Source organism: Bacillus sp. J41TS8 (assembly GCF_018333035.1).
Lineage (GTDB): Bacteria > Bacillota > Bacilli > Bacillales > Bacillaceae > Bacillus > Bacillus paralicheniformis.
The window spans coordinates 175,234-201,686 of the sequence record NZ_BORF01000007.1; the positions used below are offsets into that span (position 1 = coordinate 175,234).

Consider the following 26,453-nt stretch of genomic DNA (forward strand, 5'->3'; position numbering starts at 1 on the left):
TTATTAGCGTATGCCTGATGCTTGGGCAGGAAAACGGTCTAATTTTCCGCTTTTTTTACTTAAAAAATAGACCCCGTCTCCGATAAAAGTAGAGAAAGGGGAATCACACATGAAAAAGCTTTTAAATTGGATGAAACGGCCTTCTATTTCTAAAAAATTAATTTTTTCATTTATATTCATTTTAACAATTCCGATCTTGGTTCTTTCGGCTACTTCATATTTTACGGCCAGCAGCACGCTTGAGGATGAGATTTTGAGAAGTGCGAAAGACAATATCGATGAACTGAACGACATCATTCAGCAAGATATCGGCAGCAAGGAGACTTCTATTGCGTATTTCAGCGAATGGATTGATCAAAAAGCGTACAAAGAGAAAGGGCAGACCGCCATTAAACAGCGGTTTGAGCAATTTGCAAAACAAAATCCCGACGTCGAACTCGTATTCACCGGTTCGGAGGATAGCGTTTACGCACAATATCCGAATGCTCCATTGCCTGACGGGTATGACCCGGTAGAACGCGACTGGTACAAACAGGCTGTCCAGGAAAAAGGGAAAACGATTGTAACTGAACCTTATGAGTCTGCATCAACAGGCCATATGGTCGTCACGATCGCCAAGCAGAACAAAGACGGATCAGGCGTAGTCGCCCTTGACTTAAACATTGACAAGCTGATCAAATCGGCAAACAGCATCAGCATCGGAAAAACCGGCTATGCATTCATCATCGGCGAAGGGAAAACGTATGTCGCCCATCCGAAAATGAAAGCCGGCACAGAAGCAGAAGCCGATCTGACAGAGCAGATGTTCAGCAAAGAGAGCGGCTTGTTCACATTTAATGAAAAAGGCAAAGAAAAGAAAACGGTCTTCACGACCAATAAACTAACAGGCTGGAAAATCGGCGGAGAGATGAATACAGCAGAGATTAAAGACGCTGCACAGCCTGTGCTTCACATGGCAGTCATGACATTGGCAGGCGCGATTATTCTGGGCGGCATTCTTGTTTACTTTATCGTCCGCGCGATCAGCAAGCCTTTAAATCAACTCGTCTCTTCTGCAAAAAGCATCAGTGAAGGAGATCTGACACAAAAAATCGATGTCCGCTCCAGAGACGAATTCGGACAGCTGGGCGCAAGCTTCAACGAAATGGCTGACTCATTGCGTTCGCTGATCAGCACAATTCAGGAATCGGTCGACAATGTGGCATCTTCATCAGAGCAGCTGACGGCAAGCGCCGACCAGACAAGTAAAGCGACGGAGCACATTACATTAGCCATCGAGCGGTTCTCAAGCGGCGCTGAAAGTCAAAATGAAAAAGTCGAAGCGAGCTCCCAGCGGCTCAGCCAAATGAATGACAAGCTGAATGAAATCGCAGGCGTATCGGAATCGATTACAGAATCCTCGGGTAAATCGACGGAAATTGCCGAAACAGGCGGAGAGCTCGTCCAACAAACCGTCGGGCAGATGAATTCGATCAACAAGTCCGTCAGACAGGCCGAACAGGTTGTCAAAGGGCTAGAAGCGAAATCGAAAGATATCACCGCGATCCTGCGCGTCATAAACGGAATCGCTGATCAAACGAATTTACTGGCGCTGAACGCCGCCATCGAGGCAGCGCGGGCCGGCGAATCAGGCAGAGGATTCTCGGTTGTCGCTGAAGAAGTCAGAAAGCTTGCGGCCCAATCAGCAGGATCGGCAAAAGAAATCGAAGAGCTGATTCAGGATATCGTCAAGGAAATCGAACATTCGCTCAACATGTTCAAATCGGTCAACCAAGAAGTACAGTCAGGGCTCGAAATTACGGAAGAAACGGAAACGAGTTTTAAACATATTTACGACATGACGAACGAAATCGCAGGCAAGCTGCAGACGATGAACGCCGCCGTAGAGCATTTGTCAACAGGTTCTCACGAAATATCCGACGCGGTCGAAGAGATCGCCGACGTATCGCGTGAAAGCTCTGCCGGCATTCAAGACATCGCTGCTTCAGCGGAAGAACAGCTGGCTTCAATGGAAGAAATCAGCTCATCCGCTGCGACGCTCGAACAAATGGCTGAAGAACTGCGCGACTTAACGAAAAAGTTTACAATTTGATGAAAAGAGGCTGCTGGTCAGCCTCTTTTTAAGCTCTTTTTTAAGAATCTTCAGAAATACTTTTTAAAGTTTTTTAATATGCAAAAGTAAATGAAAGCTCCGATATTAGTTTCATAATCTAGAAGCTAAAGGAGTTATATCAAATGAAAAAGGTATTGGACTGGCTTAAACGGCCGTCTATCTCAAAAAAGCTGTTTTTCAGCTTTATATTGGTTTTAACTTTGCCGATTTTGGCCTTATCCTATAGTGCGTACCAAACGGCGGGAAGCTCTCTTGAAACGGAAATCATGAGAAGCGCGCGCGATAATGTCGAACAGCTGAATGAGATCATAGACCAGAATATCGGAAAGAAAGAGCAGGCCGTCTCTTTTTTCAGCGGCTGGGTGAATGAAAAGCTTTATCAAGAAAAAGGGAACGCATCACTTGTCGAGAGATTCGAGCAGTACGCCAAGCTGAACCAGGATGTGGAAGCGATCTACACAGGTTCAAAAGACGGCAAGTTCATCCGCTATCCCGCTGAAAAAATGGCGAAAGATTATAACCCAGCGGATAGGGACTGGTATAAGCAAGCCGTTGAAAATAAAGGAAAAGCGATTATCACAAACCCTTATAAAACGGCGTCAACCGGAACGATGGTCGTTACGATTGCAAAGCAGACGGAGGACGGCTCAGGGGTTGTTGCCGTTAACATGAAAATCGATGAACTTATCAAAGCGACAGAACGCGTCAACATCGGAAAAAGCGGCTTTGCGTTTATCTCAAGCAATGATAAAAAATATGTCGCTCATCCGAAGATCGAAGCCGGAACCGAAGGCAAAGGCGACTGGGTTACAAAAATGTACGGCAGTGAAAAAGGTGATTTTCAATATACATTTGAAGGAAAAGAAAAGAGAATGGCCTTTACGACGAACAAGCTGACCGGCTGGAAAATCGGCGGAACGATGTTCACGGATGAGATATCAGAGGCTGCTCAGCCTGTCTTCCACATGGCGATCATCATTTTGGCAGCCGCGATCGTGCTCGGCGGGATTCTCATCTACTTCATTATCCGCGGAATCAGCAAGCCGTTAAGCGAGCTCGTGTCATCCGCAAAGAGCATCAGCGGCGGCGACTTGACACAAAAAATCGCAGTCCGTTCAAAAGACGAATTCGGTCAGCTCGGTACAAGCTTTAATGAAATGGCCGAATCGCTGCGCTCTTTAATCAGCGTCATTCAATCATCAGTTGACAATGTAGCTTCTTCATCTGAAGAGCTTCATGCCAGCGCAGAGCAGACAAGCAAAGCGACTGAGCATATTACAATGGCCATTGAACAGTTTTCTGACGGTAATGAAAGCCAGAAAGAAAAAGTCGAAGCAAGCTCGCATCAGCTGAATGAAATGAACGACGGGTTATATGACATGTCAAAAACTTCAGCCGCGATTACTGATGCGTCGCTGAAATCGACTGAGATTGCAGGCAAAGGGGAAGAGCTTGTTCAAAAGACGGTCGGCCAAATGAACTCGATCGATCGGTCTGTCAAGCAAGCGGAAGCGGTCGTCAAAGGGCTCGAAGCCAAATCAAAAGACATCACAAGCATTTTGCGTGTGATTAACGGAATCGCCGATCAAACGAATCTGCTCGCGCTCAATGCAGCGATCGAAGCGGCAAGGGCCGGGGAATCGGGCCGCGGCTTCTCGGTAGTGGCTGAAGAAGTCAGGAAGCTCGCTGCACAATCCGCCGGTTCGGCGAAGGAAATTGAACATTTAATTCAGGAAATCGTCAAGGAAATCGACAACTCCCTGAACATGTTCAAATCGGTCAATCATGAAGTACAGTCAGGACTTCGAATCACAGATGAAACAGAGACAAGCTTCAAAACGATTTACGATATGACCAATGATATCGCAGGCAAGCTGCAGACGATGAATGCCGCTGTCGAACAATTGACGCAAGGTTCCCGCCAAGTCGCGGGCGCGGTCGAAGAAATCGCTGATGTATCGAAAGAAAGTTCGGCAAGCATTCAGGACATCGCCGCTTCAGCCGAGGAACAGCTCGCTTCTATGGAAGAGATCAGCGCATCTTCCACCACATTGGCGGAGCTGGCTGAAGAACTGCGTGATTTGACACGGAAATTTAAGATTGAATAGCTTTAAAACATCCGGTTTTCCTCCGGATGTTTTTTTAGTTATTTTAGACTATAAAAAGTTATAAAACGCGTATAAAAACTTTTAAAAGAATCCGATATTAGAAATATAACAGAAAAGAGGAGTCAACAATTCTATGGAAAATATTATAAATTGGGTGAAACGTCCCTCCATTGCAAAGAAATTAATTCTTTCATTCTTGCTGATTTTAACCGTTCCAATCATCGTCCTCTCCTATAGCGCGTATCAAACGGCAAGCAGTACGCTTGACGGAGAAATCATGGACAATGCGCGCGAAAACGTTAATCAGCTGAACGAAATCATCAATCAGAATATCAGCCAGAAAACAAATGCCATGTCCTATTTCAGCGGGTTCATTAAAGAAAACTCTTTTAAAGGAAAAGAAAGTGACGCTTTAAAAGTGAAATTCGAACAGTTCGCCAAGCTCCATCCCGATGTGGAAGGGATCTTTACCGGATCAAAGGACGGAAAGTTCATCCGCTACCCGGATCAGGAAATGCCGAGCGGATATAATCCGGTAGAGCGGGACTGGTATAAAAAAGCCGCCGAACACAAGGGCGAAGTCATTATTACAGACCCTTACAAAACGGCGTCAACCGGAACGATGGTTATCACCATCGCCAAGATGCATGAAGACGGATCCGGCGTGGTCGCCGTCAATATGAAAATCGAAGAGCTCATTAAAGCGACAGAACGTGTGACCATCGGGAAAAAAGGCTTTGCCTTTATCACCAGCGCCGATAAAAAGTTTGTCGCCCACCCGAAACATGATGCGGGCTCAGACATCGAAGGCAGCTGGGTTGAAAAAGTATACGCCAATGACAAAGGAACAATCAAATATACGTCTGACGGCGAAAAGCAGATGGCATTCGCGACCAATAAACTGACCGGCTGGAAAATCGGCGGAACCATGTATATCACTGAACTAAAAGAAGCGTCACAGCCTGTGTTGAATGCAGCTTTGATTACGTTGGGCGTCAGCATCATCATCGGTGTGCTTCTGATGATTTTCATCATCAGATCGATCACAGGTCCGCTCCGCGAACTCGTTTCCTCTGCGAAAAGCATCAGCGGAGGCGACTTGACGCAAAAAATCACTGTCCGTTCAAAAGATGAAATCGGACAGCTCGGATCAAGCTTCAACGAAATGGCCGAATCGCTGAGCTCTTTAATCAGCGTCATTCAGACATCAGTTGAAAACGTCGCTTCTTCGTCAGAGCAGCTGACCGCGAGCGCGGATCAGACAAGCAAGGCGACAGAACATATTACATCTGCGATCGAACAATTTTCAAACGGAAACGAAAGCCAAAACGAGAAAGTGGAAGTCAGTGCGCAGCAGCTGGCTGACATGAACAGCCAATTGCATGAAATGTCCAAAGTTTCAGCATCGATTACAGAATCATCCATTCAATCGACAGACATTGCCGGTACAGGCGGAGAGCTTGTTCAAAAAACGGTCGGACAAATGAATTCCATCGATCATTCCGTTAAACAGGCAGAATCCGTCGTGAAAGGACTTGAAAGCAAGTCAAAAGACATTACGGCAATTCTGCGGGTGATCAACGGCATCGCAGATCAGACGAATTTGCTCGCGTTGAACGCTGCAATTGAAGCCGCAAGAGCCGGTGAAGCCGGGAGAGGGTTTTCAGTAGTGGCTGAAGAAGTGCGCAAACTGGCTGAGCAATCCGCCTCATCGGCAAAAGAAATCGAAGCGCTCATTCAGGAAATCGTCAATGAGATCGGAAAGTCGCTGGACATGTTCCAGGACGTCAACCGTGAAGTACAGTCGGGACTTACCATCACAGATGAAACAGATACAAGCTTTAAGCAGATTTATGACATGACAAACGAAATCGCGGGCAAGCTGCAGACGATGAATGCGGCAGTTGAAGAGCTGTCAGAAGGGTCACAGCATGTCGCGGGAGCGGTTGAAGAAATTGCAGACGTATCGCGTGAAAGCTCAGGAAGCATTCAAGACATCGCCGCTTCGGCTGAAGAACAGCTCGCTTCAATGGAAGAAATCAGTTCTTCCGCGGCTACGCTTGAACAAATGGCTGAAGAACTGCGCGATTTGACGAAAAAATTTAAGATTGACTAAACATCAGGCTGCCGGCGATCCGGCAGCCTTTTACGCGGGAAAAGCATTTTTAAAAAGTGACGGGGAAGGGGATAAATAGGTTTAAACAGACTGTCATCTATCGTACACTGGTTGTACAGGAGGGATAAATCATGCGACTTGAAGGCAAGAAAGTGATCGCGCTTGTCAGCGATGACTTCGAAGATTTAGAACTGTGGTATCCAGTTTTAAGGCTGAGGGAAGAAGGCGCGATCGTACACCTCGTTGGCGAAAAAGCGGATCATGAATATAAGGGCAAATACGGCGTACCTGCTGTCTCTGATTATGAGCTGAAAAGTGTGAACATTGAGGAATACGACGCAGTTCTGGTTCCGGGAGGCTGGGCGCCTGACAAGCTCAGAAGATATCCCGAGGTACTGGAGATGATTCGGTGGTTCAACGAAAGGAAGAAGCCTATCGGGCAAATCTGCCATGCCGGCTGGGTACTGATTTCCGCAGGAATATTGGAAGGCAGGAAAGTCACAAGCACACCTGGGATCAAAGACGATATGGAAAATGCCGGAGCAGTATGGGTAAATGAAGCAGCGGTCGTCGACGGTCATATCGTGTCAAGCCGCCGCCCGCCGGACCTGCCGATCTATGTCAAAGCCTTTGCCGATCTTTTGGCGCAATCCTAAAACAAATGAGCCGCCCGTTCATTCGAATCGAGGCGGCTCATTTGTTATTTTTGATCAGCGGGGAAAACGAGACCGATCTGTTTGCGGGCTTCATCCATGACCGCCAAGGTGTTGATAGAGCGTTCAAATGTGTTAAGCGAAGACTCGATCCGCCCTTGTTTAATTAAATGAATGAATTCCTCTGTTTCATAAAACATGGCCGGTTTGTCATCCGGCAGCGTAAGATGTTCAACCCGTCCGTCCCGATAGCGGATGTCGACTTTTTCAGGTCGGTGGATTTTATCAATGACGATAGAGCCTTCCTCCCCTTGAATTTCAGCAGGCGTGAAGGAATTGGAGATTTTCGAGTGCATCAAAACAGCTTCATGCTCCTTGTATTTTAACAGCACTGTTCCTTCACCGTCCGCCCCCGACTCAAGGATCAGCCCGTTTGCTTTTACTTCGAGGGGCTTGCCGAACAGGACGATCGCGGGATGGACGCAATAGACGCCGATATCCATCAGGGAACCGTTCGATAAAGCCGGATTAAATGCGTTTAAGACGGTTCCGTTTCTATAGGCGTCATAGCGGGAAGAGTATTGACAGTAGCTTGCTGTAAAACGGCGGACTTTGCCGATTTTGTGCAGGTTGCGTTCGATGTTTTTAAAATTCGGAAGAAATGTCGTTTTCATCGCTTCCATAAATGTCACGCGGTGTTCCTGCGCTGTTTTTACCATTTCTTCCGCTTCTTTGACATGGGACGCAAGCGGTTTTTCGCACAGGACGTGCTTTCCGCTTTTCATGAATGTGACGGCCTGTTCTTTATGTAAAGAGTTGGGACTTGCGATATATACCGCATCAATAACATCGCTCTCAGCCATTTCGCTGATATCGGTAAAAACCGCCTCTGCCCCGTATTTTTGCGCGAATTCACGTCCGCGCTCCCCGCTCCTTGAATATACCGCGGTTAATTGAAAATCGTCGACCAAACGGGCCGCTTCAAGAAACCGGTCGGTGATCCAATTTGTTCCGACTACCCCGAACCGTATCATGCTATTTTCCCCTTTCGCTGTAGGATATGTTTATTATACAGTGTTTTCTTTTGCCGGCGAAAGACAAAAAGCCGGAAACACCGGCGTATATGTATATCATCAATAAACGTTTGCAAGCGGAAAAAAAGACCAATAGCAATGGTTTTATTTTTAGTATGAGGAGTAATAGTGTACAATTTAATGTATAAAACCAACGTTAATGGAGGATCGCCATGGACTCTTTGAATATGTGGGGCGGCAGATTTAAGAAGTTTTTTTTAGACAATAAATTCGTTTTGTTTCTGCTCGTTCTGCTCTTGATCGGATTGAACATCCTTGTATTTACAAAAGCATCGTTTATTTTCACGCCTTTCATCGTCCTTGTGGAAACTATCGCTCTGCCTGTCGTACTGACAGGTGTCGTTTATTATTTGTTAAATCCGATCGTTGATTTTCTAGAGCGGAAAAATGTGAAAAGGATTTATTCAATTCTTCTTCTCTATATCGTGATCATCGGTCTGATCACGATTTTGATCGTCTCCGTTATCCCGCTGTTAAGGGAACAGATCACAAGCCTTGTCGATAATTTCCCAAGGTATGTCCACATTGTGGAAGACCAAATTAAACAGCTGATCGGAAGCCAGTTTTTTAATCAAGTCCAGCAGACGCTGAACATCAATCTGACCGATTTGGCAAGCAAATTATCCGATCAAGCCACCACAATTTTAAACAGCACATTTACCGGAGTGGGAACGTTCATAGGCGCTGTTACAGAAGTCGTGATTTCAATTGTGACCGTGCCGTTTATCCTGTTTTACTTATTGAAAGATGGTAAAAAACTGCCGCTCTTTATTTTGAAGCTCGTACCGGTCCGCTTGCGGGAACAGACGTATGTGATGATGTCCGAGATGAATCACCGGCTCAGTTCGTATATCAGGGGGCAGATCATCGTCAGCTTCTGTATCGGCTGCCTATTGTTTATCGGATATATGATCATCGGTCTTGATTACGCTTCCTTATTGGCCCTTGTGGCGGCGTGTACGAGCATCGTTCCGTATCTCGGACCGACGATTGCGATCACGCCGGCAATCATTATTGCCCTGGTTACTTCCCCGTTTATGCTTGTGAAGCTGATCATCGTATGGACTGTCGTGCAGCTGTTTGAAGGAAAATTTATTTCGCCGCAAATTATGGGAAAAAACCTGCACATCCATCCGGTAACGATCATCTTTGTGCTGCTGACGGCAGCCAAGCTGTTCGGCGTGATCGGCGTCATTCTCGCCATCCCCGGATACGCGGTCATCAAAGTGGTGGTCACGCATTTGTTTGAATGGTTTAAACAGCGTTCACACCTTTATGAAAAAAACGAAGAAGTCTAAATCCCGCTTGCATAATCGGCTTTTAAAGGCGATATAAATAGTTTATTAGAGGACAAGTTTTATGAAGCGAAAGGAATGACATATGAACATTTGGGATATTTTTGTCGCCATCATACTCGGAATTGTTGAAGGATTAACAGAATATGCCCCTGTTTCGTCAACAGGGCATATGATCATTGTTGACGACGTCTGGCTGAAATCGAAAGAACTGCTCACGCCTGAGGCGGCGAATACCTTTAAAGTCGTGATTCAGCTCGGCTCCATCCTCGCTGTCGCCATCGTATTTAAAGACCGGATTCTCAACCTCTTAGGTGTGAAGAAAAACATGACGGAAGAGCAAAAATCGGGAAACCGCCTTTCTATCGCCCAAATCGCTGTAGGACTTGTTCCCGCCGCTGTGCTCGGCTTTTTATTCGAAGACTATATTGATCAGTACCTGTTTTCCGTACACACCGTTGCGGTCGGTCTCATCGCCGGCGCGGTGCTGATGCTCGGGGCCGACTGGATTAACCGGCGCACGGAGACGACAGATTCGGTTGACCGGATGACGTATAAGCAGGCACTCGGTATGGGGCTGTTTCAATGTCTGGCGCTCTGGCCGGGCTTCTCGCGCTCGGGTTCGACGATTTCGGGCGGTGTTATTCTCGGCTTGAACCACAGAGCGGCCGCCGATTTCACCTTCATCATGGCGATTCCGATCATGATGGGAGCCAGCCTGCTCTCTTTAATTAAAAACTGGGCATATTTAAGTGCAGACCTGTTTCCTTTCTTTATTACAGGGTTTATCAGCGCTTTTATTGTCGCTCTTTTTGTCGTCCGCTTTTTCCTCAGGCTGATCAATAAGATCAAGCTTGTCCCGTTTGCCATCTATCGCATCATTTTAGGGCTTCTTCTGTTCATTTTGTTTCTGTAAAATTACGAACCGATTTCCAGCTGGAAATCGGTTTTTTTATAGGTAAAAAGAATGATATCCCATTATTTCCCACTATAAAACTGCCTGCCAACTTACTATACTAGTAAGAGGGAGGAGATATTGAAATGTTTATTATCGCATGTCTATTGATTATCTTAGGTTTAATGCCTATTTTTTATAAAGCGAACCACAATACAAAAGATGTGAAAGTCAACACGATTTCGGTCGAGCGCGTCCAGGCTCCCGCTTTAAAGAAAAAGCTGAACATTCTTCATCTGTCTGATCTTCATTTAGAAAACATTTCGATTTCACCTGAACAGATTCTTGAACTTGCCAATAAAAAACGAGTGGATCTCATTGCTTTGACAGGAGATTTTCTTGATAGGAAACGAAATATACCAAAGCTTGCAAACTACTTAAAAGCTTTGCAAAAACTAAAGCCGGCATACGGGATGTACGCTGTATTCGGCAACCATGACTACGTATTGAAAGGTGAACACTTTCGGAAGCTGAAACGTGTGCTGGAAGATAACGGATGCATCACCCTTCGAAATCAGCATGTCTCGATTGAAGTGGAAGGTGAGGCACTCAACATTATTGGGATTGATGATTACAGCACGAAGCGAAGCGATATTGCCGCTTCATATAAAGAGCTGAAGGAAGGGTACAACCTTGTATTGACGCATGATCCGAACGTTGTGCTTGATATGCAGGAATTTCACTTTGACTATCTTCTGTCAGGGCACTTTCACGGCGGTCAGATTCATTGGCCGAAGCCTTATCATCTTCTGAAGATGGGAAAGCTTGTGCGAATGAATATGATTAAAGGTCTTCACTATCATCATGACAAACCGTTTTATATCAGCGAGGGATTGGGCCAGACGGGAGCGAATATCCGCATTGGAAGCCGTCCGGAAATGACGTTCCATCACATTTCATAAAAAGAAGAGGCTGTTCCTGTTTTGAGGGATCAGTCTCTTTTTTTGTTATTTCTGCAGATAGGACTTGAACAATTTTTCTTTCGAGATAAACAAATATTGGGAAGGAGGAATTTTACGAAGAGAAAATTGCTTTGTTGTTAAATATAAAATCGGAATCTGCGTCAGTTTTTTAAAGACTCTGTAAAACTGGTTTGCGGGCTCAACGGCTTCAAAACCGAGCCTTTCAACGCCTTTATGCAGCGTCGTAATGCCGATGATGCCTTTGATTTGGTCTGTCCGGTGATGGTTTTTAACATATTCGGCCAGGATCGGCATTGAAAAGTACGCCTTTTGATAAATGAGGATGCCTCTTCTGACAGCGCTCTCAATATTTTGAAGCTCTTTGATCAGCTTAATATTATGCAGATGAATTTTGATCAGAACATCGTTCTTCTTAATAACCGTCCCATCGTTTAACACCACATCGATCCCTTTGTACCTTGTGAGACGGACGCGAAAAATGCTCGATTTCGTTTGATCAATGAGTGTCAGTCTTGAAAAAAAATAATAAAACGGGTCAATTACACTCCAAATCGACAAAAAACAGTTTCTCAAGTCGCCACTTTCCTTTCCTGAAAAAATACACTTATATTTTGGCTGGATATTTGAAAAATATAAATGGAAAACATTTTTCTTCTGAAATGGAGGATGGAGATGACAAAGATTCTGATTTTCCCTTTTTTAAGCATTTCCACCGGTCATCATCACGTTGCCGATTCACTGCAGGCAGAACTGCTTCTCAAATCCCATCAATGTGAAAAAATCGACATTTTTTCACATGCTTATCGGCGGCTTGAAAAAGCCTCTTCTGCGGCGTATTTGTCATGGATTCAGTATTTTCCGAAAGTCTACAGCTCGGTCTATCATCTCCTGGCGTGCGGGCGCCATCAAACCGCAAAGCGCCACCTCTTGTACGAGCTGATCTTTTTGAAGGATATGCAGCAGATCATTGCGGAAAAAAAGCCTGATATCGTGTTCTGTACGCATGCATTGCCCTCCTATTTGCTGAACCGCTTAAAAGGCCGATTTCCCGACATGAAAGTGGTCAATGTCTATACCGATTTTTTCGTCAACCGAATTTGGGGAAGAGAAAAGATTGATTATCATTTTGCGCCGATCAAAGACATCAAAGAACAGCTGATCGCAGAAGGCGTTGATGAAGAGAAGATTTTTTTGACCGGAATACCCGTGCATCGTTCCTATAAAATGGAGAGAAAGCCTGGGCAGAACGGGGACAAAAAAGCGGTGTGCAACATCCTCATAACCGGCGGAAGCATGGGGGTGGGCGGCATTTTTAAGCTTGTGCAGGAGCTGTCGCCGAATGGGGATGTCGCATACCAAATACTATGCGGAAAAAACCGAAAGCTCTACCGGTATGTTCATGATTTAAACAATCCATACATTACAGCGCTGCCTTATATCGAAAGCAAAGCAGAAATGAACCGTTTATACGAGGAGGCGTCGGGCATCATAACGAAGCCCGGCGGCGTCACGATCAGCGAGTGCATTGAAAAACAGCTTCCGGTATTTATCTACCATGCGCTGCCCGGACAGGAAGAGATGAATCTCGATATTCTGAAAAAGAAAAACCTTGTCATTGAACTGAATCAGCAAAAACAGGAGCCGATTGAACAGCAGCTGCTCTCCTTTTTCCGTTCGGAAGAAGACATCAGACGCTATCAAATGAGCGTTGGTCAATATTTGCGTGAAAAATCGGACCGGGATATCAGCGACATTTTAGACGGGATCATTCATAACCGGAGCGGTTTAGGGAATGCTCATGTATAAGGAAGGAGGAAGAACGATGTCTGAGAGCCGCAAGAAATCAGTCGTCATGTTGCTGATTGATTCATTAATGGATGAACCGCTTCAAGAAGCCGTGAAAACCGGACAGGCTCCTGGTCTGCGATATTTTCTGGAAAACGGGCGCTATGTCCCTGATATGATCAGCCCTTTTCCGACGATGTCCGTCAATGTTGACAGCACATTGCTTACAGGGGCGAGCAGCAACCGCCATAAAGTTCCGGGTCTTGTGTGGTACAACGCGAAGGAAAAACGGATCATCAATTATGGCAGCCATATTCGAGAGCTTCTGAAATTAGGCATCAAACAATCCTCCAGAGACGTCTTTTACAATTTGAATCAGGTTCATTTAAGCCAACAGGTGAAGACGCTTCACGAAGAGCTTGATGAAAAAGGAATTGAAACGTGCTCGATCAATGCACTTTTGCACAGGGGGAGCCGGGACGGCTATTTACAGGTTCCTTTTCTTTTTTCAATGATTTCCGGGTTAAACCAATCAGTCAAAATCAACACGTCCCAGCTGTTCTCGTACGGCGGTTTTTCCAAAGTGAATCCGGCAAACCGCTCGCTTTTCAAAAAATTCGGCTTTAATGACCGGTTTTCTGCGAATGAATTGGTTCATCTGATCAAAACAAACAAAGTGCCGCCTCTTACACTCGTCTATTTTCCCGATCTCGACCAGCACGTACATAAACACGGGAGAAACGACGCAGCAGGGGTCGCGAAAGCAGACCGGCATGTTCAAAAGATTTTAGACAGCTTTCCGTCATGGGAAGCCGCTTTAAAAGATCACATTTGGATCGTGATGGGGGATAACGGACAGGCCTGGATCAGCGGCAATAAAAAAGAAGCATTGATTGATTTGAGAAGTCTTCTGGACGCCTTTCGCATTGTGAAATTAAAGAAAGGCGTGGCGGACGATGACGACATCGTTCTTGCCGTTAACGAAAGAATGGCGTTCATCTATTCGCTCGATAAAGCGAAGCTTCCGCTCGCGAGGATCGCGGATATTCTGCAACAGGACGAGAGGATCGACATCATCGGCTGGAAAAATGAAACGGATTCAATTGAGGTCGTTTCGGGGGAGCAGCACGGGAAGCTCACATTTCGGCCGGGAGGCAAATACACGGATGAATTTGGACAAACGTGGACGCTGGAAGGGGATGTAAACATTCTCGATTTGACGGTCGAGCAAAGCAGCATGACATACGGAAAGTTTCCCGATGCGCTGGCCAGACTGTACACTTCATTTTTTTCGCATGAAGGCGACTTTTTGATCGCCAATGCAAAGCCTGGATACGAATTTATCGGCGAAGGGTCGCCGACGCACGTCGGAGGAGCCAGCCACGGTGCATTGCACAAGCAGGACTCCCTCGTATCCATGATCATCACCGGAACCGATACAAAGCCGGCATACAATCGCCTTGTCGACGTGAAAGAATGGATTCTCGATTTAGTCAAATCACTGGGAACGGGGCAATGACTAACCCCCTCTCCCAGTGATTATGACGGCTGTCTGATGCCTTTGACAAATGCTGCAAGCGCCGAAGCGATCATCACGAATAGTGAGACTGTTTTTATGATCGCCTGTAAGAGTGCATGTTCTACGACGATATTGGAGTGCACACATAAAGCCAAAATAAATATGGCAATCAATAATCCGTATTTTTCTCTCATAACCGTTTCTCCTTTCGGGCCGTCATCCTCCAAAGAACAGGTCGAGAATGTTTCCGGCGGTTGAAGATTGTTTGTTGTACAGTTCCGAATACCCGCAGTTTTTGCAATAAACGACGAGAAAACGGTTATGCTGCACATCGAACAATTTTGACAGGCCGGTGCCGGTCGTCGCGATTTCTTTTTGCCCCGCATCTGTACTTCCGCACTTGATACATCCTTTATGTTCACGCATAGCGCTTCTCCTTTCATGATGTAAAATCCAACCAACTTCATTATAATGGAATGTTCTTCAAAAGAAAATATTTCTCAGGAAATGACCGGTCGGAAAAGAGGGGAAAACGGACTGATCCTTTTTGCTTATAAAAATCTCTCGAAGACCGGTTATTTTATTTTTTCGTCGAAAAAACAATCCTTTTAACCTATTCATTCGCCTAGGACCATCCTGTAAGATAAACCTATTACAATATCATCCACTACAGGAAAATAGTTTTTATTGACTAGGATAAATGAAAGGGGCAGCTGCTTTGAGCGAAGGTTTTTGGGATTCAGTAGGCAACTTTTTGCACATATCCTACACGGAAAATGAACGAAAACGCGACGAGTATAAAAATTTATACGACTTTTTATCTGATAAAGAAAGCGATGTTAAGACGAAATTAGCAGAAGTTGATGCAAGTTTGAAAGCATACAACAGCAATCTCCCGGACTTGAAAATCCCTTCCCACGAATTTGAGGATACACGCCATGAAAAGGATGCCAAGCTGAAGGAATTGGTCAAGCATTTTAAAGATATGGTCGATGACATTCAAAGCGCCAAGTCGAAGGCGAAAAGCAAGTGGGAGTATTATAAAGCAAAAGCTGAAGCTGAAGAGAAAAAGGCGTAGAGGAGGAACAGCCGAGTCATGGACGGATATGGATACTACAACTATCAAGCGGCCAATCCGAAAGTAAGCGGAGAGACTGTGAAAATTTCACATAATGGAACAATAAAAGCGCATTCCCATGCGAAAGCGATCGAAAAACATGTTGGCGACTCGCTGAAAAAAGCAAAGGAATTGAAAGCGTATGTTGAAAGCGGAAAATGGAGCGGAAAAACCCGCGACGCATTTTTAAGCTACCTTGAGCTGATTATCGAATTGAATGCCGATATGAAAGACGCCTTGAAAGAACATACGGCTGCATTAGATGCACTGCAAATGCACATCGACGATTTTTCAAAGCTCAGTGAAGTGCAGGAAATCAAAAACTTATAACAGGGAAGGAGAATGACATGCAGGTGAAAGCAGATACGCTGTCGGCGTCAGAACTTTATGTTTTAGCAGGAGCAGCCGGAGTTACCTACATATTCGGTCTTCCGGAACGCGAACAGCTGGCCTTGGCTGAGCCGGATTGTGCAGTAAAAGCAAAAGAGAGCCTGATTGAAAAAGGCATCCTTTTAAAGGAAGGCAAGCTGACCAAGACCGCTTTTTTTCTGATTAAGCTGCTGAAGCAATATCAAGAAAGCGAAGAATTCGTGCGCTTTAATAACGTCATGTGCGCATTTTTGCCGGACGATGAGGAGCGCGTTGTCGCTCTGACTGAAAGAAGCCAGGGCAAAGGCTACACATTAGATTATTTGGAAAAGCGCGAAGTTTATTTATCGCTTATTTCCAACGTGTCATTTTTAGTAAGAGAGCCGCGTGATCAAGACCTCGCTTTTTTGACAAAACCGATGAGCGCCGCTGAAAAAGCCGAAGTCAGGGCAATGGATCTTGATCAAAAAGAAGTTCTTGCTGTGGAAACGTTCAAGCTTGCCTCGCAGCAAAAACCGGCAGACACCGGTTTCCAGACGACAACACTTTACTTTACAAAAGGCGAAGATTTCATCTCGGTTGATCCTTTAAATGATCGATATGAATGGATCAGCCTTTATATTATGAACAACCGGATCTATGACGCACTGCACATCAATTTCAGAGCAGGGAGGGCGATGCTATGAATGCAGAAGGCGGAGCAGGAGGCGGCGGTACAAACATCCATCTCGAGTTTGAAGAAATGATCACCATTTCTAATAAGCTGAAAAGCATCTGCGATATTTATACAGAAGGGGTTCAGAAAGAAATCAAAAACCTTTCAGAATCCGATTTTTATAAAGCCGGACAGGCATCAAAAGCGATTGAAAGCTACGCGGATATTCTCGGGAAGACGATGGAGCTGTTTGATAATTACTGTATAGCTTCCCATATTGTCAGTTATGCGATGGAGAAAATGTATGAAACAGATAAAGAGCTTCAAAAACTCTACAAGATTCAGAAATAGAAATGAGGCGATCATCTAAATGGATGTGAAATACGTACCGGAAGAATGGCAGGGCATGAAAGACGGGCTCGATGCGCTGACGGGCGGACCATATGGCGGCGGTATGAAAGCCGGCCTTATCAAACTCAACGATCTCTTGGAAGATATCGAATCCAAAATCAAAGACAAGGACAGCGACAGGTCGATCAGCTTTACCCACACAAGCAAAAAAAGCAAGATCGAGGAACTGTTTAAGGATTATCAAAAGCTGGCTGACTTTTGCCTGAAAGCCGGCAGTTTGGTGGAAGATCACATTGACAGCCCTTTTTATAAAAAAATAGACGCGTTCGCCGAAAAAATGCGCGGACTGACGATACATAATTACACGACCGCGAACCGGATAAGCTCCAAGGAAACCACTTACGTCGGATACGGCATGTCCAAACAAGCGGTCGAAACCGACAAAGCGAAAGTGAGCGTAAATGATATTTTCAAAGACTCGGAATCGTTTGATCACGTACTGAGCAAAGAATTTGAAGAATTCCAGATCAACCACCCCGACATCGAATTATCGTATGAAGAATACATGAAAGCGATTGCCTCTTCCCGCGGATTTGAATACGAATCAATCGGAGATGTCCAAAAGAATCAGGAATTGTGGCGGGATCTTCTGGCCGGTGCAGGCATCATCGTGCTCACCATCTTTTGTGCACCGGCAGGTCTCACGGTGGCCGTCGCCTACGGAGGAGCCAATATTTCGAGCGCCGCAACCGGAAAAGACTGGATGACACAACGGGAGTTAAACACAGACGAAAGGGTTGAAAGAGGCGTGTTCGGCGCCCTTGACATCATCCCGGGGGCAGCCGCGGCAAAAGGTACATTTAAAAGCGCAGCCACAATCGGCCAAATTTCAAGCAAAACAGAACATATGGTACAATCTTTTAAAGACAGCAAAAACATCTGGGCGAACCGCATGAAGGTGAATGGGCTGAAAGCTCAAGACCGACTCAACGACGCAGGCTTCGCCATCAAAAAACAATTCGCCAAAAGCGCCGACGCTTTGAGCGATATTGCCCGCGGTGCAGAAGCAGGAGCCGGCGGCACCCTCGTCCGAAAAGGGTCCAATTACTCCGCCCACGTCAACGACGCCCATAAAGCGTCGAAAGCGAAGATGCAGGATTCGATTCAGCGGGTTGAGAAGGAGATTGAGGCTGGGAAGAGTGTTTCTAAAGGTACGACAAACCTTAAATATAAAGAAGATTACTATGTCGAACACACGACAGGACCCGTTAAAAAGTTTACTGAACGTAATGGTGTTAGTGGTGGACATAATTATGATGAGTTTAAGAATTATTTTGATAGTAATTCTAACAAGTATGAGTTGGAAACTGTTGTTAAGAAAGAACATCCAAGTATAGAAGGAGTTTTTGATATTGAATATAAAGTGAAGTACGAAAAAATGGACTATACCGGAAAAAATGGAACAGGTGAATACAAAGTAATACCTAATAAAGACAAAATGTATAAAAAGACAGTGTATGATCCAAAGATTATTTCGGATGATGAAATAATAAATTTAAGTAAAAAGGCAATGGACGAAGGATTAAGCAATAAAAGAGAAATTCCTCTATTAAAACAAAAGAAGATAAAAATACAAGGACAAACAGAATATAATGGAAAAAAATTAAAATTTGAAGGCATTATGAATTCAGAAACTGGTGAGATAGAAAATGCTTATCCAGTATTAGAATGGGTGGATTAGTATGAACGTATATGAAGAATTTATTGAGATGATGAAACAGAATAATTTGACTAAAGAGGCAGTTATAGATGTTTTGAATCTTTATGTAAATGGACGTAACTTTCTACAGCATTTAGAAGAATTTAAAAATAAAGAGGGAGAGCGCCGTGAGTATAATGGAATAATTTATTCAGATGAATATGAACAAGATGAAGAGGAATACTTTGGACAAAATAAAGTTTTATTTTATTCTGGCGACGGTGACGATGATTACGATATTGTGAGTTATGATGAATTGTATCAGTATATAAGTACTGCGTGTAATTTTTATATAGAAAGAAATCCTGAGAAGAAAGAGCTTATTGAAGAATTATTAATGAAGATTAAAGAAAAATATGATATTAAATAATGGATACTTGAGGAACATAGTGAGATGAAGAAGCTTTCTGTGCAACTTTAGGCTAAACTTTAAGTGGAATGCTTTCTGTACGTTACTATAAGGCACTTTGTTGTTAAAAACAACGGGTGCTTTTTTGTGTAATATAGCTGGTAGAAGGAAAAATAAATTCTTCCCTCAGATCTCAATGGAAATATAGAATAGACATAGTGGATGAACAAATAAGAAGTGTAGCACAAAATATGAGTTCTAGTGAGAAAAAATTAACTTATTTAAATGTTAAACTAACCTATTAAAAGGAGGTATTGGTTTTGCAGATTTCAAGGGTGCTGGACTTGTGGTAAAGACTAAAGATTTACCAGAAAGTCTCTGGTTAAAGTCTGACGAGGCAAAATTTGAATGGCTAGATAACGCAATTGGAGGAAGACCAGAAGGTATGACATGGCACCATACTGAAGTGCCAGGTAAAATGGAGTTAGTACCTTTTGGAATACACAATATAACTATTCATAATGGTGACAGATCTACTGGAATGTGGGCAGATGTTCCGAGATAGCATTTAGAAAGGAGAAGAAATAAGCTAAGAGTTGCTGTATGACTCAAATGAGATATAATCAAAAACGCATGCGACTGAAAGCAAAAGACAAGCTCAACGACCGTAGCTCATTGACAAAGTTTATTAAAATAAATGTGGTGGACTTTCAGTGAATATTAATCAAGCTCATAAAATTTTGAATAAGCTGGGGAAATCAACTACTCTTGAAGATAGTTGCATTAAAGAGAATGTTGCTCCGTATGAAAATTTTTATATATTGAAGAACGACAAAGATAAATGGGTTTATGGTTTGTTTATGGTTGAAAGACAAAATAACCCTTATTTGGAAATAACAAAAGAATTTTACAATGAAGTTGAAGGGGCAAAACACTTTTTTCTGGATAGGTTATCTTCTTTTTATTTTTTAGAAAAGTTTCAGCTTTTTGTGATGGAACATGAAGAGTTGGATATAGGTGGACCTACATTTGATCAAAGTAAGCTTTTTCAAGCCATGTCTATATTAGGGATCCCTGCTTCTTTATTTGCTTTGGGACAATCACAAGTAAAAAATAGAGCGATTATGCTAGAGATGGAAGACGAAGCAAGTTCGATTGTCTCTTTTGTCAACAATAAAGGTAATGTGATTCAATCTACAGTAGCAATCCAAAATCAAAGAGCACTGTTTATTGCGTTCAAAAAAGTCTATTTGCTTTATCAATTTGAAAATAAAGTGAAAAACTTGTTGGAAACTGAAGGAATAGCAAATAATTTCTCTGAAGGAGACATAAGTACTTTTCTTTTATAATGAAATTTTAATCGACCATCTATCTATTATAGATGGTCGATTTTAATTGAAACTACATAAGGTTATGGAGACAGAGAGTAAAGATTACACTATTCTTAAATATCACAATGATACAATAGATAAAGGTTATATAAAAGAAGTTTCAATTACAAAAGGTGGTCTTTAGAAATGCATAATTTGTTGAAGGAAAACCTTGGTGAGGATTATGCGGTTATAAGTCATGCTGAAGAAAATAAAATAGGGGTTTATCAAAAGTTTAATAACTGTATTTATCAAGAAACATTTGTTGAACTTCAAGAAAACACGGAAAACAATATATATTATTTAATATTAAATCAAAGAGGGAATGAATTTATTAAAGAGCAATTTGATAATAAAGAAGAGGGAATTTGTGCACTCGGTATTTATGCGGTTTCAATTTTAGGTGATCGTATTCGAGATATTGAAACACAAGATAAAATATTAGAGTTAGAAGATAATGAAATAAAATCTTTAAATAACTTATTAGATTTGAAAATTGGTGAGAATTATTTTTCAATTTTTAAAGAAAAAAAGATTTCTGTTAACTTAGAACAAACAAAAAATGGATTATATAATATTTTTTATATGACTCCTGACTTCAAAAAAGTTTATTTAATTAAAGATAGAGAAGCTCCAAGTGCATTTCTTGTATTGTATAACTTTTCCTTGAAATTAAAAGAAGTTATCTCTCTTTTAAATCTATGGAAAAACGATTTCAATATAAGTATGCAGTTTGAAGAGAAGATAAGAAGATTGATTTTAGGAAAATAATATTTGATGTATAATTATTTTTAAATGAATATGATTTAAAACTAAAACGCATGGAAATCGATCTCCATGCGTTTTCAAGATGAATCAACAAAGCGGGTGTGCCAAATGAAAAGAAGAATAATATCGTTTCAGTGGAACGATGATAACCATATCTCACAATTTAAAAAAAGACTGTACTCCACTATCCTTGGCGGGGTTATCGGTGATGCGCTGGGCGTCCCTGTGGAATTTAAAGCTAGAAACTTAAATATCACTGGAATGATAGGGTACGGGACTTATAATCAACCGCCTGGGACATGGTCAGATGATACATCACTCACTTTGTGTTTAATGGAGAATCTGATCGAAAAAAAAGATGAGACCGAATTGATGAAAAAGTTTGCTGCGTATCGGGAAGGGTACTGGACTCCATACGGCAGCATGTTTGATATTGGCAGAGCGACTGATGATGCAATCGAGCGCTTCAAAAGGGGCGTTCCAATTGAACAATGCGGCGGAGCGTCTGAGTTTGATAATGGAAACGGAGCATTGATGAGAATATCTCCGTTGGCTTTTATGCTATGGAACGAATCCGATTTTTCAAAAAGACAAGCTGAGATCGAAAGGTGGGCATTTATTACACATCGTCATCCCCGATCTACGCTGGGATGTATCATTTATATAGAATTCTTAATAAACTTGTTTGATCATTCCCCTAAAGAGGCATATAAACAAGCAGTCCATTCTTGTGTGGAGAATTTGAGAGGAACCGAGTATGAAAATGAGTTTTCTTCGTATAAGAGGATACTTAATGATGACATTGCGAGTGTTAAAAGAGAAAACATCATGTCAGACGGCTATGTTGTGCACTCTTTAGAAGCGGCATTGTGGTGTTTCCTCAATTCAGACCGTTATTCTGATGCTGTATTGGAAGCAGTGAACCTGGGGGAAGACACAGATACAATTGCCTTTATTACAGGTACAATGGCTGGAATGTATGATCAAATGGAAAGCATCCCGGAAGAATGGATCACTGCCTTGGCTAGGATAGATGACATTCTGGATTTGTCTGAAAGGTTCACTCAGTTCTGTTTTGAAAAATCAAAGCAATAGCGCTTGTCTAGGTGAAAAAGAAAATGCCGGCTGACAGAGCATTTTCTTTTTCACATCAAAAACCACTTGCTTTTCTCCAAAAATCCATCTATAATAAATCATGTCTTAAATATACGGGGCATTAGCTCAGCTGGGAGAGCGCTACACTGGCAGTGTAGAGGTCAGCGGTTCGAGCCCGCTATGCTCCATCTTTAAAACCCTTGAAGATTCAAGGGTTTTTTTGTTGCCTTTTTTACGCGATCCATTTTTGCGGGGTGATGGCCTATCTGTCTGTACGGTATTTGACGACTGGCCATTTTTCTTTTCGCAGAGCGTTCATCAGCTCCGGTCCTACATGCAAATGCTCTTCAATCAGCTCTCTTGGAGTCAGCGCCATCCACTGATTTAATGAAATGTCTGCAAAGCGGCTGCTTTTGAATATTTCTAAAAACCACAGGCTTTCGCTGCCTGTATTTTGAATGTAATGTCCCATGGCAAACGGGACATATCCGACATCCCCCGCCCGGTAATTAAAGGTACGGGCAGTCCCGTTTGCCGCAAATACTGTCATTCGCCCGGTTCCTGTGATATAGTACTGCCATTCATCGTTGTTCGGGTGCCAATGCATTTCCCTCATTCCGCCGGGCTTGACTTCGACGAGTGCGGCGGCGATCGTTGTCGAAATTGGAAAGTTTGAAGAATCAACAATTCGCACCGTTCCGCCGGGTGTTACGATAGGTTTTTGTGCAAACAACCTGTAAGCGAAGCTTTTTGGTACGGTTCCATACGGGTCGGGCACTTTTTGGTTTTCGAGCGGTCCCGGCGCTTTTGCTTGGAAGATGTATCGCTGTTTGTCGGGGATGCGGGCGAAGGCGCTTTCGTGTACACCGAAATTCGCGGCCAGAATATCTTTCGGTGTGTGTGCGAACCAATCTGTAATCGTGAAGGTATCGAACTCGGAGAAGTTCCCGTCGTCAAAAACGAGGAGAAATTCGCAGCCATCCTCAAGCCCTTGAATCGAGTGCGGTATTCCAGCGGGAAAGAACCACAAATCCCCGGGGCCGACATCGGCGATAAAGTTTCGGCCGTCCTGATCGACGGCGGTAATGCGCGCATGGCCCAAAATCATGTAAGCCCATTCCGATTGCTTATGCCAATGCAGCTCGCGCACCCCGCCTGGCGTCAGCCGCATGTTGACGCCGGCAATCGTCGTTGATACCGGCAGCTCCCGGACAGTTATTTCGCGCGACCAGCCGCCATGATTTAACTGCATATGTGTGTCTGAAAAAGAAAACTTTAAATTGGGGATTGCTCCGGCATCTGTTTTTGGAGGAACGAACATGTCGGGATTCTCTAAATCCCGCATCACGTCGCGGGGCCCAAAATCGGTCGCGCCCGCACCATCGTGTCTTATTGGATGAGGCACGCGATTGTACCAAGCTGGAGTCCCGGCTGTTCTTTTCATGTAAAAAGCTCCCTTCACAGGTCGTGTATACCGAAATTTATGACAGGGACGCTTAAAATATATCAAATCGAAAAAAATCGGAGCCTTATTAAGACGCTTTTAAAAAAACTAGATGGACAGATTTGCATTTCCTTTGGCAGCAGAAGAAAACCTTCGATTTAAAGTCTGCACGGCACGGTCTTCTGCTGTTTGCCTTCCACCGCTAACGATTACTGACTGAATGATTTCGCCCGAAGCTGAATAAGAATGAGATAGAAAGCATCCGGGCAATTTTCGAACGGCTACATGAATGAATACTATGTGACAAGAAAGAAGGGAGCGTTGATGAAAAAGCTTTGCCGGGAAGTCTGGGTAGAGGTAAACCTTGATGCGATTAAAAAAAATTTGCGCGCATTTCGGCGGCATATTCCGAAGAGGAGCAAGATTATGGCTGTCGTAAAAGCAAACGCTTATGGTCACGGCTCGGTGGAAGTGGCACGCCATGCACTGGAAAACGGCGCGAGTGAGCTCGCCGTTGCCTCGGTGGAGGAAGCGGTCGTTTTGCGAAAAGCGGGGATTGACGCACCGATCCTTGTGCTCGGTTTCACCCCGCTTAGCTGTGTGAAAGAAGCGGCAGCTTGGAATATATCGTTATCAGCATTTCAAGTTGACTGGATTAAAGAAGCGAACGAGATATTGGAAACAGAAGCAACCCCTGACCGGCTGTCTGTTCATATCAATGTGGATACCGGCATGGGGCGTTTAGGTGTACGCACAAAAGAAAGGCTTTTAGCAATTGTGGAAGCGCTGGCGGCAAGTGAAAACCTCAGATGGGAAGGGATTTTTACGCATTTTTCCACAGCTGACGAACCGGATACTGAGCTAACCATGATTCAACACGAAAAGTTTATCAGCTTTCTTCGCTTTCTGAAAGAACAAGGCTTTAAGCTGCCTACGGTGCATATGAACAACACGGCCGCGGCGATCGCTTTTCCGGAATTCAGCGCTGATATGATTCGCTTAGGTATCGGAATGTATGGATTATATCCTTCCGATTATATCAGGCAGCTCAATCTCGTTAAGCTTGTGCCTGCACTAAGCTTGAAGGCGCGCATCGCTTATGTGAAAACCATGTTGACAGAACCGCGGACCGTTAGTTATGGGGCTACATATGTTGCGGAGCGCGGGGAAGTGATTGCCACGATTCCGGTCGGCTATGCTGACGGTTATTCCCGTGAACTTTCCAATCGCGGATTTATTCTACACCGCGGAAGACGGGTGCCGGTGGCGGGAAGAGTAACAATGGACATGATAATGGTCAGTCTGGGAGAGAGCGAAGGTAAACAAGGAGAGGAAGTCGTGATTTACGGCCGGCAAAAGGGAGCTGAAATTTCCGTTGATGAAGTTGCGGAAATGCTTGATACGATCAATTATGAAGTGGTATCTACAATAAGCTGGCGCGTCCCCCGTTTTTATATAAGAGACGGCAAGATTTTTAAAAAGTCGACCCCGCTGTTATACGTGTAGTTTTCCCATACTCACAGGCTGTTTTCTCGATCATTGATAAAATAGGAAAAGTGAAAATTCTTGACAAAAAAATTTATTTATGCTATAATTTACTAATTGAATATTGGTGTGTATAATAGGATTCTCCTGGCCGGGAGAATCCTATTTTTTTGCGTTTGATGAAGGAGTGTACGACATGAAAAAAGATGAATCGAGTGTAACGTCTCTTATTTCGGCTTTTGGCAGAGCTTATCACAGCCAATATGATGAACCAAAAATTTTTGATGACAATCTAGCCAAAACGCTCATTTCCCAACAAGAATTTTCTGATATTAAAAACAGTTTCATTCAAGGTATACAGTTCTTCAACAAAGATATAGCGGAAAAATACGAGGGAGACGATGAAGAAATATTAAAATGGGTCACACAAATTCAGCTCTCTCCGACGCCGCTCGCGCGTGCCGCATATTGCGAAAGCGTGCTGCACCATGAGATTCGGTTTGGAGCAGAACAATACGTGATTCTTGGGGCAGGGCTGGATACTTTTTGTTTTCGGAACCTAGAGTTAAAAGGCAAAATTGATATCTTTGAAATTGACCATCCGGCGACACAAAAATGGAAAAAGGAAAGGCTGGAGAAAGCCGGTTTTCACATCCCGGCCCATCTTCATTTTATTCCTTTGGACTTTGCCAAGGCATTTTCTTATCAAGAATTGGCTGATAAGGGTTTTCATTTTAACAAAAAAACGTTCTTTAGCTTTTTGGGCGTTTCCTACTACTTAACAAAGGAAGAAACCGAAAAATTGCTGAGACAATTAATGGCTGATCTTCCTTCAGGGAGTTCGATCGTTTTTGATTATGCGGATGAAAACCTGTTCAAAGAAAAAGGTTTCTCCAACAGGGTGGAAAATATGGTGAAAATGGCAGCGGCAGGCGGAGAACCGATGAAGTCATGCTATTCGTATCAGGAAATCCAGCATATGCTGGAGCAATCCGGACTGCTCGTTTATGAGCATTTGTCACCGTCGGATATTCAAGAGCGTTATTTTAAAAATCGAAAAGATGATCTGTCAGCCTTTGAAACGATTCACTACATTCATGCCGTGAAAAATTAAACACGAATCAAGAAAA

General features: G+C 43.6%; 27 protein-coding genes, 1 tRNA gene and 3 pseudogenes. 26 read left to right on the forward strand and 5 right to left on the reverse strand.

Features of this window, described 5'->3' with window-relative positions; translation table 11 throughout:
• Positions 1 to 130 precede the first annotated feature (130 nt).
• From KI350_RS23380 to KI350_RS12015, 7 genes and pseudogenes are all read left to right on the forward strand, one after another.
• Positions 131 to 1,150, forward strand: a pseudogene (locus KI350_RS23380) (cache domain-containing protein); the annotation flags it as partial.
• Positions 1,145 to 2,092 carry a methyl-accepting chemotaxis protein gene (locus KI350_RS23385; RefSeq protein WP_373367321.1) on the forward strand — a complete coding sequence of 316 codons (948 nt, stop codon included), beginning with the start codon at positions 1,145 to 1,147 and terminating at the stop codon, positions 2,090 to 2,092. The pseudogene KI350_RS23380 and the gene KI350_RS23385, both read left to right, overlap by 6 nt.
• A 143-nt stretch (positions 2,093 to 2,235) precedes the next feature.
• Positions 2,236 to 3,276 (forward strand): annotated as a pseudogene (locus KI350_RS23525) (HAMP domain-containing protein); the annotation flags it as partial.
• A 117-nt stretch (positions 3,277 to 3,393) separates the two neighbouring features.
• Complete coding sequence (locus KI350_RS23530) at positions 3,394 to 4,221, forward strand: methyl-accepting chemotaxis protein (protein WP_404841433.1); 828 nt, start codon at positions 3,394 to 3,396, stop codon at positions 4,219 to 4,221.
• Positions 4,222 to 4,498: 277 nt separating this feature from the next.
• A pseudogene (locus KI350_RS23535) lies at positions 4,499 to 5,392 on the forward strand (HAMP domain-containing protein); the annotation flags it as partial.
• Positions 5,387 to 6,337 carry a methyl-accepting chemotaxis protein gene (locus KI350_RS23540; protein ID WP_404841434.1) on the forward strand — a complete coding sequence of 317 codons (951 nt, stop codon included), beginning with the start codon at positions 5,387 to 5,389 and terminating at the stop codon, positions 6,335 to 6,337. The pseudogene KI350_RS23535 and the gene KI350_RS23540, both read left to right, overlap by 6 nt.
• A gap of 131 nt (positions 6,338 to 6,468) precedes the next feature.
• On the forward strand, positions 6,469 to 6,993 hold the full coding sequence (locus tag KI350_RS12015) for a type 1 glutamine amidotransferase domain-containing protein (RefSeq protein ID WP_096748283.1): 525 nt from the start codon (positions 6,469 to 6,471) through the stop codon (positions 6,991 to 6,993).
• A 44-nt stretch (positions 6,994 to 7,037) separates the two neighbouring features.
• Here the strand turns inward: KI350_RS12015 and KI350_RS12020 are convergent, their stop codons facing one another.
• Positions 7,038 to 8,024 (reverse strand): Gfo/Idh/MocA family protein, encoded by a 987-nt coding sequence (locus tag KI350_RS12020; protein ID WP_096748282.1) that lies wholly within the window; start codon positions 8,022 to 8,024, stop codon positions 7,038 to 7,040.
• A gap of 212 nt (positions 8,025 to 8,236) precedes the next feature.
• Here KI350_RS12020 and KI350_RS12025 point away from each other — a divergent pair, with 212 nt between their 5' ends.
• From KI350_RS12025 to KI350_RS12035, 3 genes are all read left to right on the forward strand, one after another.
• Positions 8,237 to 9,382: an AI-2E family transporter gene (locus KI350_RS12025; protein WP_020452742.1), complete on the forward strand. Its 1,146-nt coding sequence runs from the start codon at positions 8,237 to 8,239 to the stop codon at positions 9,380 to 9,382.
• 82 nt (positions 9,383 to 9,464) lie between these two features.
• Positions 9,465 to 10,295 carry an undecaprenyl-diphosphate phosphatase gene (locus KI350_RS12030; protein ID WP_023856116.1) on the forward strand — a complete coding sequence of 277 codons (831 nt, stop codon included), beginning with the start codon at positions 9,465 to 9,467 and terminating at the stop codon, positions 10,293 to 10,295.
• A gap of 125 nt (positions 10,296 to 10,420) precedes the next feature.
• Positions 10,421 to 11,236, forward strand: coding sequence for a metallophosphoesterase (locus tag KI350_RS12035; protein WP_020452740.1), 816 nt, complete (start codon positions 10,421 to 10,423; stop codon positions 11,234 to 11,236).
• A gap of 45 nt (positions 11,237 to 11,281) precedes the next feature.
• On the opposite strand, the gene KI350_RS12040 is transcribed toward KI350_RS12035, so the two are convergent.
• Positions 11,282 to 11,830, reverse strand: a complete 549-nt coding sequence (locus tag KI350_RS12040; RefSeq protein ID WP_023856115.1) for a YkoP family protein — start codon at positions 11,828 to 11,830, stop codon at positions 11,282 to 11,284.
• Positions 11,831 to 11,929: 99 nt separating this feature from the next.
• On the opposite strand from KI350_RS12040, the gene KI350_RS12045 reads away from it, so the two are divergent.
• The gene (locus KI350_RS12045) at positions 11,930 to 13,063 is read left to right on the forward strand and encodes an MGDG synthase family glycosyltransferase (RefSeq protein WP_065643706.1); all 1,134 of its coding nucleotides are present in this window, start codon (positions 11,930 to 11,932) and stop codon (positions 13,061 to 13,063) included.
• Positions 13,064 to 13,079: 16 nt separating this feature from the next.
• Positions 13,080 to 14,561: an alkaline phosphatase family protein gene (locus KI350_RS12050; RefSeq protein ID WP_065643705.1), complete on the forward strand. Its 1,482-nt coding sequence runs from the start codon at positions 13,080 to 13,082 to the stop codon at positions 14,559 to 14,561.
• Between the two features lie 20 nt (positions 14,562 to 14,581).
• Here KI350_RS12050 and KI350_RS12055 read toward each other — a convergent pair whose 3' ends face one another.
• Positions 14,582 to 14,755, reverse strand: a complete 174-nt coding sequence (locus KI350_RS12055) for a hypothetical protein (protein ID WP_020452736.1) — start codon at positions 14,753 to 14,755, stop codon at positions 14,582 to 14,584.
• A 22-nt stretch (positions 14,756 to 14,777) separates the two neighbouring features.
• Entirely contained in the window at positions 14,778 to 14,987 is a 210-nt protein-coding gene (locus KI350_RS12060) for a zinc ribbon domain-containing protein (protein ID WP_003184724.1), read from the reverse strand.
• Positions 14,988 to 15,279: 292 nt separating this feature from the next.
• Here KI350_RS12060 and KI350_RS12065 point away from each other — a divergent pair, with 292 nt between their 5' ends.
• From KI350_RS12065 to KI350_RS12125, 12 genes are all read left to right on the forward strand, one after another.
• Positions 15,280 to 15,639, forward strand: a complete 360-nt coding sequence (locus KI350_RS12065) for a hypothetical protein (RefSeq protein ID WP_023856112.1) — start codon at positions 15,280 to 15,282, stop codon at positions 15,637 to 15,639.
• A gap of 18 nt (positions 15,640 to 15,657) precedes the next feature.
• Positions 15,658 to 16,008, forward strand: coding sequence for a WXG100 family type VII secretion target (locus KI350_RS12070; RefSeq protein ID WP_039072947.1), 351 nt, complete (start codon positions 15,658 to 15,660; stop codon positions 16,006 to 16,008).
• Between the two features lie 17 nt (positions 16,009 to 16,025).
• Positions 16,026 to 16,733: a DUF5081 family protein gene (locus KI350_RS12075; protein WP_065643704.1), complete on the forward strand. Its 708-nt coding sequence runs from the start codon at positions 16,026 to 16,028 to the stop codon at positions 16,731 to 16,733.
• Positions 16,730 to 17,053 (forward strand): hypothetical protein, encoded by a 324-nt coding sequence (locus KI350_RS12080; protein WP_003184717.1) that lies wholly within the window; start codon positions 16,730 to 16,732, stop codon positions 17,051 to 17,053. Before KI350_RS12075 ends, KI350_RS12080 begins: the two co-directional genes overlap by 4 nt.
• A gap of 19 nt (positions 17,054 to 17,072) precedes the next feature.
• A complete protein-coding gene (locus KI350_RS12085) occupies positions 17,073 to 18,794 on the forward strand; it encodes an EndoU domain-containing protein (RefSeq protein WP_065643703.1) in 1,722 nt (573 codons plus the stop codon).
• A gap of 1 nt (position 18,795) precedes the next feature.
• Positions 18,796 to 19,182: a ribonuclease toxin immunity protein CdiI gene (gene cdiI, locus KI350_RS12095; protein WP_020452731.1), complete on the forward strand. Its 387-nt coding sequence runs from the start codon at positions 18,796 to 18,798 to the stop codon at positions 19,180 to 19,182.
• Positions 19,183 to 19,334: 152 nt separating this feature from the next.
• Positions 19,335 to 19,466, forward strand: coding sequence for a polymorphic toxin type 15 domain-containing protein (locus KI350_RS23035; RefSeq protein WP_228119636.1), 132 nt, complete (start codon positions 19,335 to 19,337; stop codon positions 19,464 to 19,466).
• A gap of 41 nt (positions 19,467 to 19,507) precedes the next feature.
• On the forward strand, positions 19,508 to 19,726 hold the full coding sequence (locus KI350_RS12105) for an HNH endonuclease signature motif containing protein (protein WP_025809673.1): 219 nt from the start codon (positions 19,508 to 19,510) through the stop codon (positions 19,724 to 19,726).
• 148 nt (positions 19,727 to 19,874) lie between these two features.
• Positions 19,875 to 20,510: a hypothetical protein gene (locus KI350_RS12110; protein WP_025809671.1), complete on the forward strand. Its 636-nt coding sequence runs from the start codon at positions 19,875 to 19,877 to the stop codon at positions 20,508 to 20,510.
• A gap of 168 nt (positions 20,511 to 20,678) precedes the next feature.
• Entirely contained in the window at positions 20,679 to 21,302 is a 624-nt protein-coding gene (locus tag KI350_RS12115) for a hypothetical protein (RefSeq protein WP_025809669.1), read from the forward strand.
• A gap of 105 nt (positions 21,303 to 21,407) precedes the next feature.
• A complete protein-coding gene (locus KI350_RS12120) occupies positions 21,408 to 22,394 on the forward strand; it encodes an ADP-ribosylglycohydrolase family protein (RefSeq protein ID WP_212930486.1) in 987 nt (328 codons plus the stop codon).
• Between the two features lie 115 nt (positions 22,395 to 22,509).
• Positions 22,510 to 22,582: transfer RNA gene (locus KI350_RS12125), tRNA-Ala, on the forward strand.
• 74 nt (positions 22,583 to 22,656) lie between these two features.
• Here the strand turns inward: KI350_RS12125 and KI350_RS12130 are convergent.
• Positions 22,657 to 23,838, reverse strand: a complete 1,182-nt coding sequence (locus KI350_RS12130) for an oxalate decarboxylase family bicupin (protein ID WP_023856017.1) — start codon at positions 23,836 to 23,838, stop codon at positions 22,657 to 22,659.
• A 324-nt stretch (positions 23,839 to 24,162) separates the two neighbouring features.
• On the opposite strand from KI350_RS12130, the gene alr reads away from it, so the two are divergent.
• Complete coding sequence (gene alr, locus KI350_RS12135) at positions 24,163 to 25,344, forward strand: alanine racemase (RefSeq protein ID WP_020452719.1); 1,182 nt, start codon at positions 24,163 to 24,165, stop codon at positions 25,342 to 25,344.
• Between the two features lie 175 nt (positions 25,345 to 25,519).
• Positions 25,520 to 26,437, forward strand: coding sequence for a class I SAM-dependent methyltransferase (locus KI350_RS12140; protein WP_065643701.1), 918 nt, complete (start codon positions 25,520 to 25,522; stop codon positions 26,435 to 26,437).
• Positions 26,438 to 26,453: the final 16 nt, after the last annotated feature.

What these genes read in the sequence shown, in the direction of transcription:
- KI350_RS23385 (WP_373367321.1), top strand. Translation starts at nt 1,145, where the DNA reads ATGGCTGACTCATTGCGTTCGCTGATCAGCACAATTCAGGAATCGGTC.
- KI350_RS23530 (WP_404841433.1), top strand. Translation starts at nt 3,394, where the DNA reads ATGGCCATTGAACAGTTTTCTGACGGTAATGAAAGCCAGAAAGAAAAA.
- KI350_RS23540 (WP_404841434.1), top strand. Translation starts at nt 5,387, where the DNA reads ATGGCCGAATCGCTGAGCTCTTTAATCAGCGTCATTCAGACATCAGTT.
- KI350_RS12015 (WP_096748283.1), top strand. Translation starts at nt 6,469, where the DNA reads ATGCGACTTGAAGGCAAGAAAGTGATCGCGCTTGTCAGCGATGACTTC.
- KI350_RS12020 (WP_096748282.1), bottom strand. Translation starts at nt 8,024, where the DNA reads ATGATACGGTTCGGGGTAGTCGGAACAAATTGGATCACCGACCGGTTT.
- KI350_RS12025 (WP_020452742.1), top strand. Translation starts at nt 8,237, where the DNA reads ATGGACTCTTTGAATATGTGGGGCGGCAGATTTAAGAAGTTTTTTTTA.
- KI350_RS12030 (WP_023856116.1), top strand. Translation starts at nt 9,465, where the DNA reads ATGAACATTTGGGATATTTTTGTCGCCATCATACTCGGAATTGTTGAA.
- KI350_RS12035 (WP_020452740.1), top strand. Translation starts at nt 10,421, where the DNA reads ATGTTTATTATCGCATGTCTATTGATTATCTTAGGTTTAATGCCTATT.
- KI350_RS12045 (WP_065643706.1), top strand. Translation starts at nt 11,930, where the DNA reads ATGACAAAGATTCTGATTTTCCCTTTTTTAAGCATTTCCACCGGTCAT.
- KI350_RS12050 (WP_065643705.1), top strand. Translation starts at nt 13,080, where the DNA reads ATGTCTGAGAGCCGCAAGAAATCAGTCGTCATGTTGCTGATTGATTCA.
- KI350_RS12055 (WP_020452736.1), bottom strand. Translation starts at nt 14,755, where the DNA reads ATGAGAGAAAAATACGGATTATTGATTGCCATATTTATTTTGGCTTTA.
- KI350_RS12060 (WP_003184724.1), bottom strand. Translation starts at nt 14,987, where the DNA reads ATGCGTGAACATAAAGGATGTATCAAGTGCGGAAGTACAGATGCGGGG.
- KI350_RS12070 (WP_039072947.1), top strand. Translation starts at nt 15,658, where the DNA reads ATGGACGGATATGGATACTACAACTATCAAGCGGCCAATCCGAAAGTA.
- KI350_RS12075 (WP_065643704.1), top strand. Translation starts at nt 16,026, where the DNA reads ATGCAGGTGAAAGCAGATACGCTGTCGGCGTCAGAACTTTATGTTTTA.
- KI350_RS12080 (WP_003184717.1), top strand. Translation starts at nt 16,730, where the DNA reads ATGAATGCAGAAGGCGGAGCAGGAGGCGGCGGTACAAACATCCATCTC.
- KI350_RS12085 (WP_065643703.1), top strand. Translation starts at nt 17,073, where the DNA reads ATGGATGTGAAATACGTACCGGAAGAATGGCAGGGCATGAAAGACGGG.
- cdiI (WP_020452731.1), top strand. Translation starts at nt 18,796, where the DNA reads ATGAACGTATATGAAGAATTTATTGAGATGATGAAACAGAATAATTTG.
- KI350_RS12115 (WP_025809669.1), top strand. Translation starts at nt 20,679, where the DNA reads ATGCATAATTTGTTGAAGGAAAACCTTGGTGAGGATTATGCGGTTATA.
- KI350_RS12120 (WP_212930486.1), top strand. Translation starts at nt 21,408, where the DNA reads ATGAAAAGAAGAATAATATCGTTTCAGTGGAACGATGATAACCATATC.
- KI350_RS12130 (WP_023856017.1), bottom strand. Translation starts at nt 23,838, where the DNA reads ATGAAAAGAACAGCCGGGACTCCAGCTTGGTACAATCGCGTGCCTCAT.
- alr (WP_020452719.1), top strand. Translation starts at nt 24,163, where the DNA reads ATGAAAAAGCTTTGCCGGGAAGTCTGGGTAGAGGTAAACCTTGATGCG.
- KI350_RS12140 (WP_065643701.1), top strand. Translation starts at nt 25,520, where the DNA reads ATGAAAAAAGATGAATCGAGTGTAACGTCTCTTATTTCGGCTTTTGGC.